Origin of the sequence: Pseudarthrobacter sp. CC12 (assembly GCF_039907755.1) — a bacterium.
GTDB classification, from domain to species: domain Bacteria; phylum Actinomycetota; class Actinomycetes; order Actinomycetales; family Micrococcaceae; genus Arthrobacter; species Arthrobacter niigatensis.
Window position 1 is genome coordinate 1 of the sequence record NZ_JARDJH010000023.1, and the last position, 17,967, is coordinate 17,967.

The window sequence follows — 17,967 nt, forward strand, 5'->3', positions numbered from 1 at the left end:
AACAACCACCGGCCCCACGGCGGCCTCGGAGGCAAACCACCCATCAGCAGGTGCAACCAACCTACTGACTGAGTACATCTAGGTGACCGGGGCCAGGGCTTTTGTGTCGGCGGGCTGATGAATGAGAGATGCGTCACGGGTTCTGTTACCGGCCGGTAAATACTGGCGAACACGGGCCCGCTGAACAGCAACTGCGGGGAAACACCCCGGAAAAGACGCGGGCCTACGCTGTGTTCCATCACGAAGTTCCGGCCGCTTACCGGCCGCCAGCGAAAGGGCCAGCACATGTCCGCTCCGGCATCCTCACCGTCCACCTCCACCGCAGCCCGCATTGTCATTGCGGGTGCCGGCCCCGCGGCCCAGGCCCTTGTAGCGCAGCTGGACCGCGCCCGGTTCACCGGGACCGTCACCGTGCTGAGCAACCGCGATGACACCCCCGACGAGCTGCTGGAGCTTGCCATGCTGCCCCAGGTGTCCGTGCGGTTTGGCCAGCCTGCCAGCCACATCGACCCTGCCAACCGCACCGTAGCCACTGCCGACGGCATGGAGTTCGCCTACGACCACCTGGTCATCGCTACCGGATCGGCCCCGGTGGCCGGCCCGGTGGACGGTGCCGCGCAATGCCTGAGCTATGCCACCATCGACGACGCACCGCGGGTCGCGAAGGGTGTGCAAAAGGTGGCCCGGGAGCTGGGACGGCGTCCGGTGGGAATCCTGGTGGGCACCGGCGCGGCAGCCGGGCAGGCCGAAGCCGTGCTGCGTGCCAAAGGCGTGCGGCCCATCCGCACCACTGCCCGCCCCGCCGCCATCATCCCCGCCGTTGTGTCCGGCACATCCGCCCGGCAGGCCGCGTCCGCCGTCGTCTTCGAGGATGGCAGCAGCATGACCGGCGACCTGGTGGTGATGGCGGAGGAGCGGGTGTCCCGCGACGGCCTGGCCGCCAGCGCGGGGCTGCAGACTGCACCCGGGGGCGGCATCGTGATCAGCCGGGACTACCGCACGTCCGTCCAGGGGATCTGGGCGATTGGGGATGCGGCAGCGTTCGACGGCGTGCGGCTGGGGCTGCTGGTGGCGGCGGCTTCGGCGGCAGGTGCCTGCGCCACCCAGTTGTTGAGTGCCGCGGCGGAGGCCCCGGCCCTGCAGGCGGCCTGAGCGCCCATGCCCGCCTGCGGGCCTCCTGCGTGGGGCCTGCTGCGGCGCGGCCCGCTGTGACAAGATGGTTCCCGAAACCGAGTCAACGCCGGGCCCACAAGGCCCTCCGAGAGGACCATCATGAGCAACGAAGCCACCGTTCACGCAGGCACCGCCGATCCGGGCCGGCCCGCGGACATCGCCTCCTACATCGACCACACGCTGCTCAAGCCCGAAGCCTCCGAAGCCGATGTGCTGAAGGTTTGCGCGGAAGCCGCCGAATATGGCTTCAAGTCGGTCTGCGTCAATCCGGTCTGGGTCAAGACGGTCACCACGGCACTTCGGGGTTCAGGCGTCCTCACCTGTTCCGTGGTGGGCTTCCCCCTGGGGGCCACACCCACGGATGTGAAGTCATTCGAAGCCCGCGGCGCGGTCCTGGACGGCGCGGCGGAGGTGGACATGGTGATCAACATCGCTGCCGCGCGGGCCGGTGACAAGGGCGCCCTCGTCGAGGACATCGCCGCAGTGGCTGAGACGGTCCACGCGGGCGGCGCCATCCTGAAAGTCATTATCGAAACAGCCCTCCTGACCGACGAGCAGAAGGTACTGGCGTGCCAAGCGGCCGTGGAGGCCGGCGCCGACTTCGTGAAGACCTCAACGGGCTTCAACGGCGGGGGCGCGACGGTTGAGGATGTGGCCCTGATGCGCCGGACCGTGGGCCCGGACGTGGGAGTCAAGGCCTCCGGCGGCGTACGGTCCCTGGCAGATGCTCAGGCTATGATTGCAGCAGGTGCAACACGAATTGGTGCCAGCTCCGGAATTGCCATCGTCAAGGGTAAACAGGGTTCAGCCGCTTACTGACCTTGGCCGGAAGCCGCCACAGATCATGCCCTTTGGGGCCAAGGAGGAACACATGTCCAGCCAGATCAACGCGTCCAGCAGGGACACGGCGTCCAACAAGGAGACCGTCCGGACCCCGCAGAACGAAAACAACCTCGCCACCAGCGTGATCCTGTTCGTGGTCTGCTTCGCCCTGTTCCTCGGCGCCATCTACTCGCTGTCCTTCCTCACCCTGGACAACCCGTGGCCCATGGCCGTGTGCCTGCTCCTCTTCGCCCTGGCGTTCTGGCTTCCGCAGACCATCTTTGGCCGCTCGGACTCCGCCGGCGAGCACTAAAGACCCTGGACGCAGCACAGGGAGGGACCCCGGACACTGTCCGGGGTCCCTCCCTTATCTGCTGGGGCCTGGTTCCGGCGGCTAGAACCAAAGCTTGATCCACGCCCCCGCGGCCGCCGCTACCCGGCCCCAGTGGTGCTGGGCGATGGCCCAGCCGGCCACGGACATCCCCACCATGGCGTAGGCACTGACCGGAATCAGCACCAGCCATTCCCGCTTGGAACCCGCCCGGCCCAGCAGTGGAACGGACAGCGCGCCGTTGGCACGCCAGACACTCCTCAACAAGGGCAGCCGGCGCAGCATCTTCGGCGGCCGGACCACCAGTGGCCACAGCAGCGGCACTCCCCCGGTGGTGATGAGGTCCCCGACGATGTGCACCACCACCCCGATCAGCATGGACGTGGGCAGCCAGGTCCACTGTTCCGGTGCATAGGCCGTGACCAGGCCAGCCATGACCAGGGCGAAGATCCAGTTGGAGATGAAGCCGCTCTTGGGAAAGAGCTTCAGAGCCTTGGCCGCGATGTTGATCAGGAACATGCACAGCAGCCCGGCCCCAATGGACAGCCGTCCCCAGCCGGTGTCCAGGTGGACCTGCGATGCCAGGCCGGCGAGGAACACGAAGAACGCCGCACCCAGGATGGAATGCGTGCCCTGCCGGTGGCCGCCGCTGGCGTTCTCAATGCCCCGGGCGATCACGTTGGACAGCGGCGGCAGCGAATGGGCCACCGTGCTGGACCGGTGGTCCCAGTCGCACACCAGCGCGGTGCCGGCCGTGGCCATGCCGCCGATAAGGATGCCCGTGGGGTCCAGCGGGTACCAGCCCAGGGTGTATGGGCCGGTGGACGCAACAGCTACCCACGCCGCGGCTCCCGACGCGGCGTGGTGTCCTCCCATCAAGTGCTAACCCACCGCCAGCGGGGCGTCGGAGAAGATGTTCCGGATGACGCCGTTGGCCCATTCCAGGATCTCGGCGTCCTGGAGGTCCCTGCCGCCGATCCGTGCCGTCTTGGGCTTGGGAATGAGGATGGCGTCCATGGCCGGCTTGGACTGCGACCCCGGATACATCCGGTTCAGCCGCATGGTCCTGGACTCCGGAAGCGATGCCGGGGAGAACTTGATGAAGTTGCCCTGCAGGGCCACGTCGGAGAGGCCGGCCTCGCGGGCGGCGACACGGAACCGTGCCACTTCCACCAGGTTCTGCGCGGGCAGCGGCAACTCGCCGTAGCGGTCCACGAGCTCCGCCTGGACCTCGTCAATGGACTCGTTGGTGAGGGCGGCGGCGAGCTTCCGGTACGCCTCCAGGCGCAGCCGTTCACCGGGAACGTAGTCGTGCGGCAGGTGCGCGTTGACCGGCAGCTCGATCTTCATTTCCGCGGCCTTCTCTTCGGCTTCGCCGCGGAAGTCCGCCACGGCCTCGCCCACCAGGCGGATGTACAGGTCGAAGCCCACCCCCTGGATGTGGCCGGACTGCTCCCCGCCCAGCAGGTTGCCGGCACCGCGGATTTCCAGGTCCTTCATGGCCAGCTGCATGCCGGCGCCCAGCTCGTTGTGCGCGGCCACGGCCTTGAGCCGTTCCAGCGCCACCTCGCCCAAAGGTTTCTCTGACGGATACAGGAAGTAGGCATAGGCGCGTTCACGGCCACGGCCCACGCGGCCACGGAGCTGGTGCAGCTGGGACAGGCCGTACTTGTCCGCGCCGTCCACGATCAAAGTGTTGGCGTTGGAGATGTCCAGCCCGGTCTCGATGATGGTGGTGCAGACCAGGACATCGAACCGTTTCTCCCAGAAGTCCACGATGATCTGCTCCAGCCGGCTCTCGGACATCTTGCCGTGCGCCACCTCCACCCGCGCCTCAGGCACCAGTTCACGGATTTTCGCGGCCGTGCGCTCAATCGTGGACACCCGGTTGTGGACGAAGAACACCTGCCCTTCGCGCATCAGTTCGCGGCGGATCGCGGCGGACGTCTGCTTGTCCGTGTACGGGCCCACGTAGGTCAGGACCGGGTGGCGTTCCTCCGGCGGGGTGGCCAGCGTTGAAGTTTCCCGGATGCCGGTCAGGGACATCTCCAGGGTGCGGGGAATCGGGGTGGCGCTCATGGCCAGCACGTCCACGTTGGTCCGCATCTTCTTGAGCGCTTCCTTGTGCTCGACGCCGAACCGCTGCTCCTCGTCCACGATCACCAGGCCAAGGTCCTTGAACTCGAAATCCTTGGACAGCAGCCGGTGGGTGCCGATCACCACGTCCACGGCGCCGCTCTTGACGCCCTCGGCGGTTTCCTTGGACTCCTTCGCAGACTGGAACCGGGACAGCGGCTTGACGCGGAGGGGGAAGCCGGAGAACCGTTCGGTGAAGGTCTCGTAATGCTGCTGGGCCAGCAGCGTGGTGGGCACCAGCACGGCCACCTGCTTGCCGTCCTGCACGGCCTTGAACGCAGCGCGCACCGCGATCTCGGTCTTGCCGTAGCCCACGTCGCCGGAGACCAGGCGGTCCATGGGGATCTCCCGTTCCATGTCCGCCTTGACCTCGTTGATGGTGGTGAGCTGGTCGGGGGTCTCCACGTAGGGGAAGGCTTCCTCCAGTTCCCGCTGCCAGGGGGTGTCGGGGCCGAAGGCGTGGCCGCGGGAGGCCATGCGGGCTGAGTACAGCCGGATCAGTTCACCGGCGATCTCCTTGACGGCTTTGCGGGCCTTGGACTTGGTGCTGGCCCAGTCCGCGCCGCCCATCTTGCTCAGGACCGGGGTGTCGCCACCGACATAGCGGGTCACCTGGTCCAGCTGGTCCGTGGGGACGAACAGGCGGTCGCCGGGCGCGCCGCGTTTGGCGGGCGCGTATTCCAGCACCAGGTATTCCCGGACGCCGTCGCCGCCGCCGGCCACCTTGCGCTGGATGAGTTCCACGAACCGGCCGATGCCGTGCTGTTCGTGGACCACGTGGTCCCCCGCGACCAGCTGCAGGGGGTCTACGGCGTTGCGCCGCTTGGAGGGCATCCGGCGCATGTCCTTGGTGGACCCGGCGGAGGTCCGCCCCAGGAGGTCGGCTTCGGTGAGCAGGCCAAGTTTGAGCCCGTCCAGGACAAAGCCACGTCCGACGGCGGCGGTGGTCACCTCGATGATGCCCGCCTGGGGCTCGTGGTCAAGGCGGTCGACGCGGGCGCAGGGGATGTCGTTTTCGTGGAAGAGTTCCGCCAGGCGCTGCGCGGGCCCTGGGCCCTCAGTGGCCACCACGATCCGCCACTGGTCACGGACGTGCGATCCGATGAAGTCCATCATCTCCGCAACGTCGCCCTGGTAGCCGCGGGGTTCACGGGCGTGCAGGTTCAGGACATCGATCTCCGGCAGCAGTTCCGCATCCTGCGCCAGTGATGTGATGGACCACCAGGACACGCCGTGCGCCAGGGCCGAGCCGCGGGTTTCTGCAAGCGACCGGAAGCTCGCCGAGTGCAGCGCCGCGCTGGCCTGGGAGCTGAGGTCCAGGGGCGCCGTCCCGCCGTCCGAGGCCGTGGACCAGGCCGCCTCGAGGAATTCCTCGTTGGTGGCGGCGAGGTCGTGGGCGCGGGTGCGCACCTTCTCCGGTTCGATCACCACAGCGATGGAATCGGCCGGCAGCTGGTCCACGAACGGCACCATCGCGTCCACCAGGACCGGCGCCAGCGATTCCATGCCTTCCACCGCGATGCCGCCGGCGATCTTCTCCAGCATGTCCGCGGCGGCTGGAAGCTGGGATTTCAGCGTGGCGGCGCGGGACATCACGGAGGGGGTGATCAAAATTTCGCGGCAGGGCGGCGCGTGCAGTTCGGTGGGGTGGTGGATGCCCGGGGCGGACAGCGAGCGCTGGTCGGCCACGGCGAACCAGCGCATCTGGTCCACTTCATCGCCGAAGAACTCCACCCGGATGGGGTGGTCCTCCGTGGGCGGGAAGACGTCGATGATGCCACCGCGGACCGCGAACTCGCCGCGGTGCGTCACCATGTCCACCCGGGCGTAGGCAGCGTCCGCGAGGCTCTTCACCACGCTGGTGAACGGAACATCCTGGCCCACTTTGAGGGTGACGGGGACCAGGTCTCCCAGGCCGGCCACCACGGGCTGGACCACGGCGCGGACGGGAGCGACGACGACGCGCAGCCGGGCCGCCGTCGAACTTTCCGGATGTGCCAGGCGGCGCAGCACTGACAGCCGGCGCCCCACGGTGTCCGAACGCGGGGAAAGGCGCTCGTGCGGGAGGGTCTCCCAGCTGGGAAACTCGGCCACCGAATCCGCGGGCAGGTAGGCGCGCAGGGCTGCGGACAGGTCCTCCGCTTCACGGCCCGTGGCGGTGACAGCGAGCACGACGCCCGGCCCCGCGGCGTCGGCCTGTCCTGCCACGGCGGCGGCGAGCCCGTCCGCCATCTCCGCCAGCAGCACTGGACGCAGGCCGGCAGGGGCGCTGACCTGGTAGTCCTGGCTGCGCACGGCGAAGCCCCGCGCTGCCTCCGCCCCGACACGGGCGAACGTCTGGTCCGGTTCCAGAGCGCGGCGCAGCCCGTCCAGCGACGGGGCAGCGCCGGACGTTCCGGTGCTGGATGTGCCGGCGGCGGACTGGCCGGGAAGACTCATGGCAGAAGCTCCTGTGGTGTTCAGCGAAAGCAAGCAGGCAACGCGAAAACCCGAAATTCGCTGCGAATCCCGGGTACTTCCAGCCTACCGCGCAGGAACGGCCTGCCGGCACGGAACCATCTGCGCGGGAATGGATCTAGGCTGGCAACGTCGAGCCATTTCCGCAGCCTTTTCCCGCAGCGCAGCAGTCCGTAAGGGCAGCCGCTGCGAATTCCAAGGGACGAACAGGAGCCAGCATGACCGCAATGAGTGCCACGCCAACACCCAGGACCGTCCTCGTTACCGGGGCCACCGGCTACATCGGCGGCCGGCTTGTGCCCAAGCTGCTCGAAGCCGGCCACACGGTGAAGGTGCTGGTCCGCTCCCCCGACAAGATCGCCGGCGTCCCCTGGCGCGACAAAGTGGAGGTGGTGCAAAGCAGCCTCGACGACGGCGACGCCCTCCGCGAAGCGCTGTCCGGCGTCGACGTCTTCTACTACCTGGTCCACTCCATGGCGGCCGGGGCCGGGTTCGAAGCGAAGGAAAAGGCGATGGCCAGGACCGCCGCGGACGCTGCCGCTGCCGCGGGAGTGCAACGGATCGTCTATCTGGGCGGCCTGCACCCGCACGGGGTGGAACTCTCCACCCACATGCGCTCGCGCGAGGCCGTAGGCAAGGTGTTCCTGGACAGCCCGGTGGACGCCGTGGTGTTCCAGGCAGGCGTGGTGATCGGCTCCGGCTCCGCCTCCTTCGAGATGATCCGCCACCTCTCCGAAACGCTGCCACTGATGCCGGCTCCCAGTTGGGTGCGCAACCGGATCGAAGCCATCGCCGTCCGCGACGTCCTGTACTACCTGGTTGCTGCCGCGTCCCTGGAGGGCACCATCAACAGGACGTTCGATATCGGCTGCCGGCAGGTGCTGACCTACGCCAGGATGATGCAGGAATACTCTGCGGAAGCAGGCCTGCCCTACCGGGTGGTGCTGGCGCTGCCCATCCCTGCGCCCAAGCTGGCAGGCATCTGGGTGGCGCTGACCACGCCCATCCCGTGGTCCATGGCGGTCCCGCTGGTCCAGTCACTCCAGCACGACGCGGTGTCCAACGAGCACGACATCGACCAGTACATCCCGCTGCCCGACGGCGGCCTGACCCCGTACCGGACCGCCGTGGCCCTGGCACTGGGCAAGGAGCGGGACGGACAGGTGGAGACCACCTGGGCCAATGCCGGCGCGGATTCCGACCCCCTGCCCAGTGACCCGGAGTGGGCCGGACACAAGGTGTACATCGACGAACGGACGTTCCACGGCGACGTGGACCCGGCCCACGTGTGGACGGTCATCGAAGGCATTGGCGGGCGCAACGGCTGGTACTCGCTGCCGCTGGCGTGGCAGGTCCGGGGCTGGCTGGACAAGCTGACCGGCGGGGCCGGCCTGCTGCGCGGGCGCCGGCATCCCCACACCCTCGCCGCGGGAGAGGTGGTGGACTGGTGGCGGGTGGAACGGATCGAGCGCGGCAGGCTGCTCCGGCTGCGCGCCGAAATGCGTGCCCCCGGACGTGCCTGGCTGGAGCTCTCCGTGGAACCTGACGGGACGGGCAGCCGCTATCGGCAGCGCGCCATCTTCTTCCCCAAGGGACTGAGCGGCAGGCTGTACTGGCTCGCCGTCCTGCCGTTCCACAGCCTGATCTTCCCGGCCATGGCCCGCAACATCACCACCACCGCCCGGAAACTGGCCGATGCGGAGCCCGCGGCCACCACCCCGTAGGATGTTGGAGGCTTAATCCGTTCCCCACGTCCCAGGAGGACCCATGGCGCTGAGCGCAACCACCACCCTTCCGCACCCCGTTGACAGCGTTGCCGCTGTGCTGGTGAACGAGGATTTCCAGCGCCACGTCAGCCAGCTGGTGGGTGGCAGCCTCGAGTCCTTCACCGTGGACGGCGACATTCCCGGGGCTTTCAACACCACCTCCGTGCGCACCCTGCCCACCACCCGGCTGCCCGAAATCGCCCGGAAGTTCGTTGGCGAGAACCTCAAGGTGACCCAGGTGGAGAACTGGGAAGCACCCGCGGCGGACGGGTCACGCCAGAGCAACATCTCGCTGAAGATCGCCGGCGCTCCCGTGGACGTCACCGCCGTCCAGCGGCTGGTGGCCGACGCCGGCGGAACCCGCGTGGAACTTGAGGGCGCCGTGAAGTCCTCCGTGCCGTTCCTCGGCGGCAAGATCGCCGACGCTGCCGAGCCCATGGTGGCCAAGGCCCTGAACCTGCAGGCCGCCCAGGCGCAGGCCTGGCTGGAAAGCCACTAGCCCGTGCAGCTTCCCGTCTTCGCCGCGCTGGTCCTCATTGTTGCCGGCGTTTGGTCGCTGGTGGTGTGGCCGCAGTTCCTGCGCCGCGTCATGAAGGATCCGCGCGCCCGTGATGCCGCCGGCAAGGCAACGAAGTTCCTGACCGTGCACGTGGTGCTGGTGGGCATCTCCATGGTGCTCGGGCTGGCCACCGCCGTGATCGGGGTCCTCAGCCTGCTTGGCTGACCCCGCCGCAACCCGTGTTGGCACGAAACAGCCCGGGCTTCCCTCCTGAGCGGGAAAAGCCCGGGCTGTTTGCTGTCCGGCTCACGCTGCCTGGTTGAGCGCGTCCTCGGCTGCCACCCAGGAAATCATGGCGCATTTGACCCGGGCCGCGTAGCGGGCCACTCCCTCGAAGGCGGCGGCGTCCCCCAACAGTTCGGGATCGGCGTGGACCTTGCCCCGGGAGCGCAGGACTTCCCGGAAGCTGTCGATAACTTCATGGAGTTCGGCCACCGTCATGCCTTCGGCGAGGTCGGACAGGACAGATGCGGACGCCATGGAAATGGAGCAGCCGGCCCCGTCCCAGGCAATCTGGGCCACTTTGCCCTCCTGGAGCGCAAGCCGGAGCGTGACCTCGTCCCCGCACACCGGGTTAAGCTGGTGGGATTGCCCGGTGGACGTGCCCTCCGGCGCTTCCGTGGCGGCCAGGCCGCTGCCGTGGCGGACCTTTGAGTGGTCAAGGATGATCTGCTGGTACAGCTGGTCAAGGCTCATGATGTCAACTTTCGTGTTCTCCGCTAGGCGCGGAAGTAGGCCCGGACGCCGGCCACGGCTTCAAGGAAGCGGTCCACGTCGTCGGTGGTGTTGTAGAGGTAGGCGCTGGCGCGGGTGGTGGCGGTCAGGCCAAGGCGCCGGTGCAGCGGCTGGGCGCAATGGTGCCCCACTCGGACGGCAATGCCGCGGGAGTCCAGGAACTGCCCCACGTCGTGCGCATGGACACCTTCGACGTCGAACGCGGCAAGGCCAATCCGTTCCTTCCCAGCGGCCGGCCCCAGGACCCGGATGCCGGGGATGCCTTCCAGGCCCGCCACCATGCGCTGGCCAAGGTCTGCCTCCCACCGGTGGATGCGGTCCAGCCCCGTTTCGGTCAGGTAGTTGGCGGCGGCCGCGAGGGCAATTGCCTGGGAAATGCGCTGGGTCCCGGCCTCGAAACGCTGGGGCGCCGGAAGGTACTCCGCCCGTTCCATGGTGACCGTGGTGATCATCGATCCGCCAGTGAGGAACGGCGGCAGGATGTCCAGGAGCTCCTGCCGGCCGTACAGCACCCCGATTCCGGTGGGGGCAAGCATCTTATGGCCGGAGAAGACCGCGAAGTCCACGTCCAGCTCCTTGACGTCCAGGGGCAAGTGCGGCGCGGACTGGCAGGCGTCCAGGACCACCAGGGCGCCGGCGTCGTGCCCCAGGGCCGTCAGTTCCTGCACCGGGTTGATAACTCCCAGGACGTTGGAGGCGTGGGTGAAGGCAAGGACCTTGGTGCGTGGGCCAATTATGGCCGCGGCCTGGTCCATGCGGAGGCTGCCATCATCCGCGATGGGTATGAAGCGGAGGGTGGCCCCGGTGCGGAATGCCAGTTCCTGCCATGGAATCAGGTTGGCGTGGTGCTCCATTTCCGTCACCACGATCTCATCGCCGGGCTTCAGCGCCAATCCCTTCAGCGCCTGGTCCCCTCGCCCCTGGGCCGCCCACAGCCCGGCATTGGACAGTGCGTAGGACAGGAGGTTCAAGCCCTCGGTGGCGTTCGACGTCCAGATGGTTTCCACGTAGTCGGCGCCGATGAAGTCGGCCATGGTCTGCCGGGCATCCTCGAAGGCTTCCGTTGCCTCCACCGCCAGGTGGTGGGCACCCCGGTGAACGGCGGCATTCCTCTGTTCGTAGAACTCCTGCTCGGCTTCGATGACGCTCGACGGGTTCTGCGAGGTGGCCCCCGAGTCCAGGTACACCAGCGGCTGCCCGTTGACCAGTTGGTCAAGGACCGGGAAGTCGTTGCGGATGCGCAGCACCTCGGCGTTATCCATGGCCGGGACGGCACGTTCCAGCGTGGCTGGCGTTGATACTACGGCCAAAACGAACTCCTTGGGCTGCCAATGGCTGACACCCAATTGTCCCACACACGGCTGTGGCGGCCGCCCGGGAGGGGCAGCCGCCACCGCTGCCCCGGGCTTCAGCCGAGGGAGCAGAGGGCCGGCGACGGCTGGGGGGAGAGTCTCGGTCTCAGAAGACTCTGACGTCGCCGGCCCCGTCTAAGCCCGGCCCCTGCGGGCCGGAAGTTGAGTGGGCCTCAATGTCCTGTCGGCTGCTCCGCGGCGTCCAGCCGGCCGCGTTGCTTTGCCTCCTTAAGTAAATCCCGCCGCGCCCTTCCGTACACGAGTAGGCAGTACTCGAATCCATCAGGCAGTACTACGGGGGCGCCCTGCGGCTACCCGCCGGTTCTCGATGGCGCGGCGAAACGCCTGGGGCAGCACTGATAACGGTCCCTGGAATGACTGAAGAGGCGCGGAACAGCGGCAGGGCGGACAGGACCTGGCCGGGACTCTACTTGGGCAGGGCCGACTCGAGCTCGTCGCGGCTCCGGACGCCAAGCTTGACGTAGGTCCGGTAGAGGTGGCCTTCCACCGTCCGGACGGAGACCATGAGCCGCTGGGCGATCTCCCGGTCCGTCAGGCCCTGTACTGCCAGCTCCACGATGTCCTGCTCACGCCGGGTGAGGCGGACGGCCGGCGCCGCTGCAATGAAGCGGCCTTCCCGGAACCGTTCACCCAGTTCGTGGTCGCACTTCTCCCGCTGGGCAACGGCCTGCCGGGACCTGCGCCGTTCTCCGGCCTGCTCCAGCACGGTACTGGCACGGGCATAGGCTTCCCGGGCCAGGTTCACAAAGCCTGCCTCCTCCAGCGAGGCAGCCGTTGCCATCAGGGTATCGCCGTCTGCACCCTCCCAGGCGGTGGCCAGGGTCAGCAGGGCTTCCGCCCACCGGCCTTCCACGCCACGGGCGGCGGCCTGCACCATGGGCACCACCGAGGGATCCCCCAGGTCCCAGCACATGGCCAGGACTTCGAGGAGGTTGCCGGTGCGCGCGGAAGCCTCCGTGGTGGTCATCAGGGTCTGCAGTGCGGCCAGGCCCTTGCCGTCACGGGCCAGGTACTCGGCGGCGGCGGCCACGTAGGCCTCGGCGAGGAGATCGTGGGCGGGCCAGCCGGCTGCGGCGTCTTTGTGGTCCTGTTCCAGGCGCCGCGCCTGTTCGGCATCCCCAAGCCGGGCTGCTGCATAGAAGCCCAGGGCACTGCCAAACCGGTACAGCTGCAGGGGGTCGTTGAGCCTCAGCGCCTCCACGGCCGGCAGCAGGACCTGGTAGGCGCGCTCCATCCTCCCCTGGCGGAGCAGCGAGTAGCCCTGGAGCAGCTGCAGGCTCCCGTTGAAGGTTGCTGCCCCCGGGCTGTTGGCCGCGGCGTAATGGTTAATCTCCCGCTCCGCCGACTCCCATTCGCCCATGGCCAGGTAGTCGGAGACGAGCCTCCCCAGCACGAATTCAGGGAAGAAGAACAGGCTGCCTTCCAGCGGTGGCAGCTCCGAGGCGGCCAGCAGGGCCGCCTCGAGACCCTCCACCGGACGCCCGGCGGAGGCCAAGGCATGGGCAAGGAGCCCCTCAGCCAGGGCCCGCAGCGGTTCCCCCGCTGTTCCGGTGCGGCGCGTCCGCATCCCGTTGACGGCGTCCTCCAAGGCCGGGACATTCACGTCGGCGCCGAGCTGCAGAAGGTGCAGGAGCTCTTCCTGCCAGCTGTCCTCACCGCCGGACAGTGCTGAGTGTCTTTCGACGTCATCTGCCACAACACCCACGGAACGGCCAATGGCTTGGTGCGCCGAGACCCTGAGCATCAGGACGGCCGGCCCCTCGGTGTCATCTGCCAGCGGAAGCCAGCATCCGTCCAGGAGTGCCGCTGCGTCAGCATACGCCCCTTCGTTGTACAGCGCCCGGGCCTGGATGGCCTGGGCCAGCGGAACCAGCGGGGGGTGGTGGATGCGGGCGGCAATGGAACGCGCACTGTGGTTGCGGAACCTCAGCAGGGCCTCTTTCGCTGCCGCAAGCATTTCCTCGTCGCTGACCCGGATGCCACACTCCAGGGCCCATTCCACCGACCGCAGCCGGCCCTCCCCCTGCAGCAGGGTGGGATTCTGGTGGGCTTTGACCTTTTCGAGTAACTGGAGGCTGCGGGAGACGGAAACGGTGTTCCGGATGGCGCCGGCGAAAAGCCCGTTCCACATGGAAAGTTCAGCGGGGATGCCAGGAGCTTCCACGATCATCTGCTGGTCCAACAGGGAACGGACCACTGCTGCCCCGCTGATATCTTCGATGACCTTTCGGCCCACCGGCCCGGCCAGGGCAATGAGCTTCAGGGCTTCCTGTTCCTCGGGCCCCCGCCGGAGATGGTCTTTGGCCACCACTGCTGCGAGCCGGGCACCGTCCGCGGGCAGCTCACCCAACAGCATCCAGATTCCGTTGCGCTTGGCCAGCACGCCCGCTTCAGCGGCGTCATGGAGCAGGGCATCAAGCAACCGGGGGTTTCCCCCGGAAGCATTCCAGATGGCATCCACGGTGGCACCCGGCACTGTCCCATCAAGGATGTGGGCCAGGACTTCCTCGATCTGTTCATGGTTGAGGGGACGGAGGTCCACGCGCTCGGCCAGGCCGTCATACCAAAGCTGGTCCAGGGGCTGCGGCAGGCCCGGCCGCGGGCGGGCGGCGGCCACCACCGTTGCCCATCCGGCCGAAATCACCTCGGCGAGAACGCCCGCGGAGGCGTCATCCAGGTGGTGGGCATCGTCCACCGCCAGCAGCACCGGCGAGCTGCCGGTGCCCTTGAGTTTCTCGAAATAGGACCACATGGAGCGGAGCACTGCCACAGGTGAGACGGACTCTTCAGCGGTGAGGTCCCCCGTGTAGGGGGTCAGCACCCCGAACGGCACGCCAGCCAGGGCAGAACTGGCATGGATGCGCAGGATGCTCATCGTTCCTGCGAGCCGATCCGTCACGGCATCCGTCACGGCCGACTTTCCGATGCCGGGGCCGGCCATGATGAACACCGCCTGGTGCGTGCCGTTCCGGACCAGGTTGCAGATCCGTTCCACCGGCTCCCGGCGGCCGGTAAGGAGCCGGTGCGCAGCCGCCGGCTTGTGCCCGTTAGACGAGTCCAGTCAGATCACCCCTTGAAGTCACGCCCAGCTTAGTGAAGACCTGGTACAGGTGGCCTTCCACGGTGCGGACCGACACGCCCATTTCCATGGCGATGTCACGGTTTGAGGCGCCGCGGCCGGCCATCCGGGCAATTTGCCGTTCCCGGCTGGTCAACAGCGGGCTCCCGCTGCTGGGCACGATGGGCAGGTTGGACACGGTGGCGGCCAGGATGTCCAGCCGCGCCTGCGCAGTCCTTGCCGAGAGGGCGTCCCCGTCCTGCCGGGCGAAATCAACCGCCAACGCCATGCACCGGGCTTCAACGGCATCCAGCTCCAGGGTCGCTGCGAGTTCGCCGCCGGCAAGCAGCGCCTTGGCATCCTTCGTCCTGCTCCCGAGGGCAATCAGCCGTGAAACTTCGGCCAGCGGACCCTGGCGGTGGCCTGCGATGTCCTCCAGGAGGCGGAAGTCGGTATCGCTGCCATTCACGGTTGCAGCCAACAGGTACATGCCGCCCAGGGTGTGCCTGCCTGCTTCCAGGTTGCGGCGGGCACCCTGTTTCAGTCCGGCCACGGCCTCGGAGTCGCCCAGCCAGCGCCCGGCGACGAGGGCACAGAACTCGATGATGCTTTCTGTCGCGAACCCTGCCTTGCCGGATGTCCTTTGCAGCTTGGCCAGGTACTTGCGGGCAAAAGCGGCGTTCCCGGTCTGCGCATAGGCCAAGGCCGTTGCAGCGTACGCCGTTCGCAGGGCCGCCTGGACCGGCTGCAGCTCCAGCTGCGCAGCGGCGGATATCAGGGGTTCAAGGGCCGCCTCGCCCCGACCCGAGAAAGCGAAAGCCACCCCGGCCGCGAGTTCGGTGGCGGCGCTCCGGTACGGCAGCCGGTGGGGCTGCCCGGTGCTGAAGGGGCTGAGGAGGTCGATGCAGCGCCGCCACTGGCCCGCCACCAGCAGGACGAAGTAGGCCTCCCTTGTGTAGCGCTCACGGAGCCCAACGACGTGCGAGGCGTCAGTGAGCTGGCCGCCGAGTTGGCGCATGAGGCTCAATGCGTCCATCTCCCGCCCGGTCAGCGCCAGGGCGCTCATCAGGGTGATGGCTGACTGGAACCGGAACGCGGTGTCCGGGTTGGCCGCGGGATCGGCCGCCCGTTCCAGCGCGGGAATCATGGCAGCGTAATCGCCGGTATGGGCCTGGTATTCGAATTCGCTCAAGGAGATGCGGTTGGTTGCCACGGCTGCCGGTGCAGGCCAGACCGGATGCTGCGCCGTCCTGTCAAGCCATTCCCTGGCGGTGGCCAGCAGTTCGGGGACCTTGCCCTCATGCTCAGGGATGTAGCGCATCACCCGCGCCTTGGCGGCGACCACCTGGGCATACTCTTCGGGATCGAGGGCCTCGAGCTCGGGCCGGGAAATACTTTCCAGGGCTGCCAAGGCCTGGTCCGGCATGTCCAGCTGCAGGTATGCCGCAGCCTTTTGCCGCTGCGCGGACGCCCATCCGGCATCGGTCCGCTGCACCATCTCGGCATAAGTCAGGGCGAACCGGGGGTCGAAGAGGTGGACTGCGGCCTCGGCGGCCGCCAGCGCCAGCGCAGGAGCCAGTTCGGCTTCGCACTCGTGGGTCCAGGCGGCGAACGACATCAGTTCATCCACCGTCATGGTTGCCGGGTCCGGCTCCCTGCCGCCCAGGAGTACGTTGCGAAGCTCGCGCCGCCGGGAGATGCTCAGCCAGGTCCTGACAACGTCCCCGATGTATTTCTCCCGCAGCGACACCCAGCGGTTCTCGGAGTCGTCGATCTCGAGCAGCGCACCGTCCTCCATGTCCGCAACCACATCCGCGCCATAGATCGCGGTGAGGCTCGACAATTCCACCCGCCGGGCGCAGGAGAGCATCTCGATGACCTCCCGGGCTTCGGGAGTTTCCCGTGACCAGCGGGAGCGGACGATGTCATCAAGGCTGGCGGCGCCGTCGAGCACCACCTTGTCCCGCAGCGTCCAGACCGAATCGGAGAGGACCAGGTTTCCGGAGAGCTGCTGTTCGGTGACAAGGGCTTTGAGCAGCAGCGGATTTCCGCCCACCATCTGGTGGTAGGTGCTGACCAGGGAGGAAGCGACCCGGTGTCCCAGCAGCGACAGCAGCACCTGCCTGGTTTGGAGCTCGTTGAGGTTGCTGAGCCGTACTTCGGTCAGCTTCCGGTCCGTCAGCAGCCAGTGGAAGTCAGCGGGGAGGTCGCTGGAGTTGGGGGCGACGGCAACGATTTTCGCAGTGCCGGTCAGCAGGACGTTCAGCAGTACGCCCGCGCTCATGTCGTCGATGCAGGCTGAGGTGTCCAGCGTAATGACGCACGGCCTGCCGGCGGCGTCGCTGCGGATCAGTGAGGTGATGCCCCTGAGGATGGCGGTGGGCGACCCCATGTAGGCCTGCGGCAGCCGTGCCAGCAGGAATGACAGGCAACCGTAGGGGGTGGCGGATCCCGAAGGCCCGCTCCGAAGCTGCAGGGACCAGATATCGGGGCCAAGGTCCGCCACGGCAGCGCGGGCAAGGGAGGACTTGCCCACTCCCCTGGGGCCGGTGATCACCACGCCCAAGGAGTTTTCGCTGGTCAGGGCGGTGCGGACGGCGTCGAGGTGGGCGCTTCGTGCAGGCATGGACCATTGCTGGCCCTCCGGGGCCCCGGAGGTTGGCGTGGGCAGCCCGTCACCTTGCGGCGTTGACCCACGTCCCCAGCTGAGTGGCTCGATTGACATGAACTTTTCCCCTACATCCTGCAATAGCGGGATGTAGCCCCATTGCTCCCCCGCATAGGAAGAAGAGTACCCCGTGCCACAGACAGGGAAATAGGGCCGGAGGGAACTTTTACGATTCCGGTGGGCGTATTTCCGTTTTGGCAGGGTGGAACTTCTGCTGCGCGGCGGTGAGCCCCTCACGGAGCAGGGTCTCCACGGCGTCGGCGGCGTCGTCCAGCAGGAAGGGTAATTCCTTGTGCTCCGCGGTGCCGAAGTCGCGTAGAACAAAGTCGGCAGTGTCCATCCGTCCGGGCGGCCGTCCCACCCCTACGCGCACCCGGAGGTAGTCCTTGGTGCCGAGCGCCTTGGAGATGTCCCGCAACCCGTTATGGCCGCCTTCGCCGCCACCGAGTTTGAGTTTGACCGTGTTGAAGGGAATATCGATTTCGTCATGCACCGCGACAACATGGTCTGCGGGGATGCCATAGAAGTTGGCCAGGGCGGACACGGGGCCACCGGATACGTTCATGTAGGTCATTGGCTTCGCCAGGACCACCCTGGGGCCGCCGATGCCCAGCCGGCCTTCGAGGACCTGGGCGCGGGCTTTGTGGGTCTTGAAGCCGGCACCGATGCGGCCGGCGAGTTCATCGAGCACCATCTGGCCGACGTTGTGCCTGTTGCCGTGGTACTGCGTGCCGGGGTTGCCGAGGCCAACGATCAGCCAGGTGTCAGTCATGGATTCAATCCTAGGGGGACGGCGTGGACAGGATGGCAGACCGAGGGGACGCCGGGCTGCGGACATGGCAGTGGCCGGGCCCCCGGAGGGGTCCGGCCACTGCGGGAGTGCGGAGTG

General features: G+C 67.6%; 13 protein-coding genes. 6 read left to right on the forward strand and 7 right to left on the reverse strand.

The genetic code is table 11. The annotated features are described in order from the left end of the window. The first annotated feature begins 285 nt into the window (after positions 1-285). The 3 genes from PV772_RS15250 (at position 286) to PV772_RS15260 (ending at position 2,308) form a co-directional block, all read left to right on the forward strand. Entirely contained in the window at positions 286-1,152 is an 867-nt protein-coding gene (locus tag PV772_RS15250) for an FAD-dependent oxidoreductase (RefSeq protein WP_347886680.1), read from the forward strand. Positions 1,153-1,272: 120 nt separating this feature from the next. Further along, positions 1,273-1,992 (forward strand): deoxyribose-phosphate aldolase, encoded by a 720-nt coding sequence (gene deoC, locus PV772_RS15255; protein ID WP_347886681.1) that lies wholly within the window; start codon positions 1,273-1,275, stop codon positions 1,990-1,992. Between the two features lie 52 nt (positions 1,993-2,044). After that, positions 2,045-2,308 (forward strand): hypothetical protein, encoded by a 264-nt coding sequence (locus PV772_RS15260; protein ID WP_141161127.1) that lies wholly within the window; start codon positions 2,045-2,047, stop codon positions 2,306-2,308. An 81-nt stretch (positions 2,309-2,389) separates the two neighbouring features. Here PV772_RS15260 and PV772_RS15265 read toward each other — a convergent pair whose 3' ends face one another. Both PV772_RS15265 and mfd read right to left on the reverse strand, forming a co-directional pair. After that, on the reverse strand, positions 2,390-3,202 hold the full coding sequence (locus PV772_RS15265; RefSeq protein WP_307359761.1) for a metal-dependent hydrolase: 813 nt from the start codon (positions 3,200-3,202) through the stop codon (positions 2,390-2,392). A gap of 6 nt (positions 3,203-3,208) precedes the next feature. Further along, positions 3,209-6,901, reverse strand: coding sequence for a transcription-repair coupling factor (gene mfd, locus PV772_RS15270; protein ID WP_347886682.1), 3,693 nt, complete (start codon positions 6,899-6,901; stop codon positions 3,209-3,211). A 236-nt stretch (positions 6,902-7,137) separates the two neighbouring features. Between mfd and PV772_RS15275 the strand changes: the two genes are divergently transcribed. The 3 genes from PV772_RS15275 to PV772_RS15285 are packed head-to-tail and all read left to right on the forward strand — an operon-like array spanning position 7,138 to position 9,409. Continuing rightward, complete coding sequence (locus PV772_RS15275; RefSeq protein WP_347886683.1) at positions 7,138-8,643, forward strand: SDR family oxidoreductase; 1,506 nt, start codon at positions 7,138-7,140, stop codon at positions 8,641-8,643. Between the two features lie 43 nt (positions 8,644-8,686). Then, on the forward strand, positions 8,687-9,184 hold the full coding sequence (locus tag PV772_RS15280) for a DUF2505 domain-containing protein (protein ID WP_347886684.1): 498 nt from the start codon (positions 8,687-8,689) through the stop codon (positions 9,182-9,184). A gap of 3 nt (positions 9,185-9,187) precedes the next feature. Then, a complete protein-coding gene (locus PV772_RS15285) occupies positions 9,188-9,409 on the forward strand; it encodes a hypothetical protein (RefSeq protein WP_141161132.1) in 222 nt (73 codons plus the stop codon). Positions 9,410-9,490: 81 nt separating this feature from the next. Here PV772_RS15285 and sufU read toward each other — a convergent pair whose 3' ends face one another. The 5 genes from sufU to pth form a co-directional block, all read right to left on the reverse strand. Continuing rightward, the gene (gene sufU, locus PV772_RS15290) at positions 9,491-9,940 is read right to left on the reverse strand and encodes a Fe-S cluster assembly sulfur transfer protein SufU (protein ID WP_347886685.1); all 450 of its coding nucleotides are present in this window, start codon (positions 9,938-9,940) and stop codon (positions 9,491-9,493) included. 23 nt (positions 9,941-9,963) lie between these two features. Further along, positions 9,964-11,289, reverse strand: a complete 1,326-nt coding sequence (locus PV772_RS15295; RefSeq protein WP_347886686.1) for a SufS family cysteine desulfurase — start codon at positions 11,287-11,289, stop codon at positions 9,964-9,966. Between the two features lie 469 nt (positions 11,290-11,758). Continuing rightward, positions 11,759-14,347: a LuxR C-terminal-related transcriptional regulator gene (locus PV772_RS15300; RefSeq protein WP_347886687.1), complete on the reverse strand. Its 2,589-nt coding sequence runs from the start codon at positions 14,345-14,347 to the stop codon at positions 11,759-11,761. Positions 14,348-14,399: 52 nt separating this feature from the next. Next, positions 14,400-17,036 (reverse strand): LuxR C-terminal-related transcriptional regulator, encoded by a 2,637-nt coding sequence (locus PV772_RS15305; RefSeq protein ID WP_347886688.1) that lies wholly within the window; start codon positions 17,034-17,036, stop codon positions 14,400-14,402. A 208-nt stretch (positions 17,037-17,244) separates the two neighbouring features. Further along, positions 17,245-17,850 (reverse strand): aminoacyl-tRNA hydrolase, encoded by a 606-nt coding sequence (gene pth / locus PV772_RS15310; RefSeq protein WP_141181060.1) that lies wholly within the window; start codon positions 17,848-17,850, stop codon positions 17,245-17,247. Between the last annotated feature and the right edge of the window lie 117 nt (positions 17,851-17,967).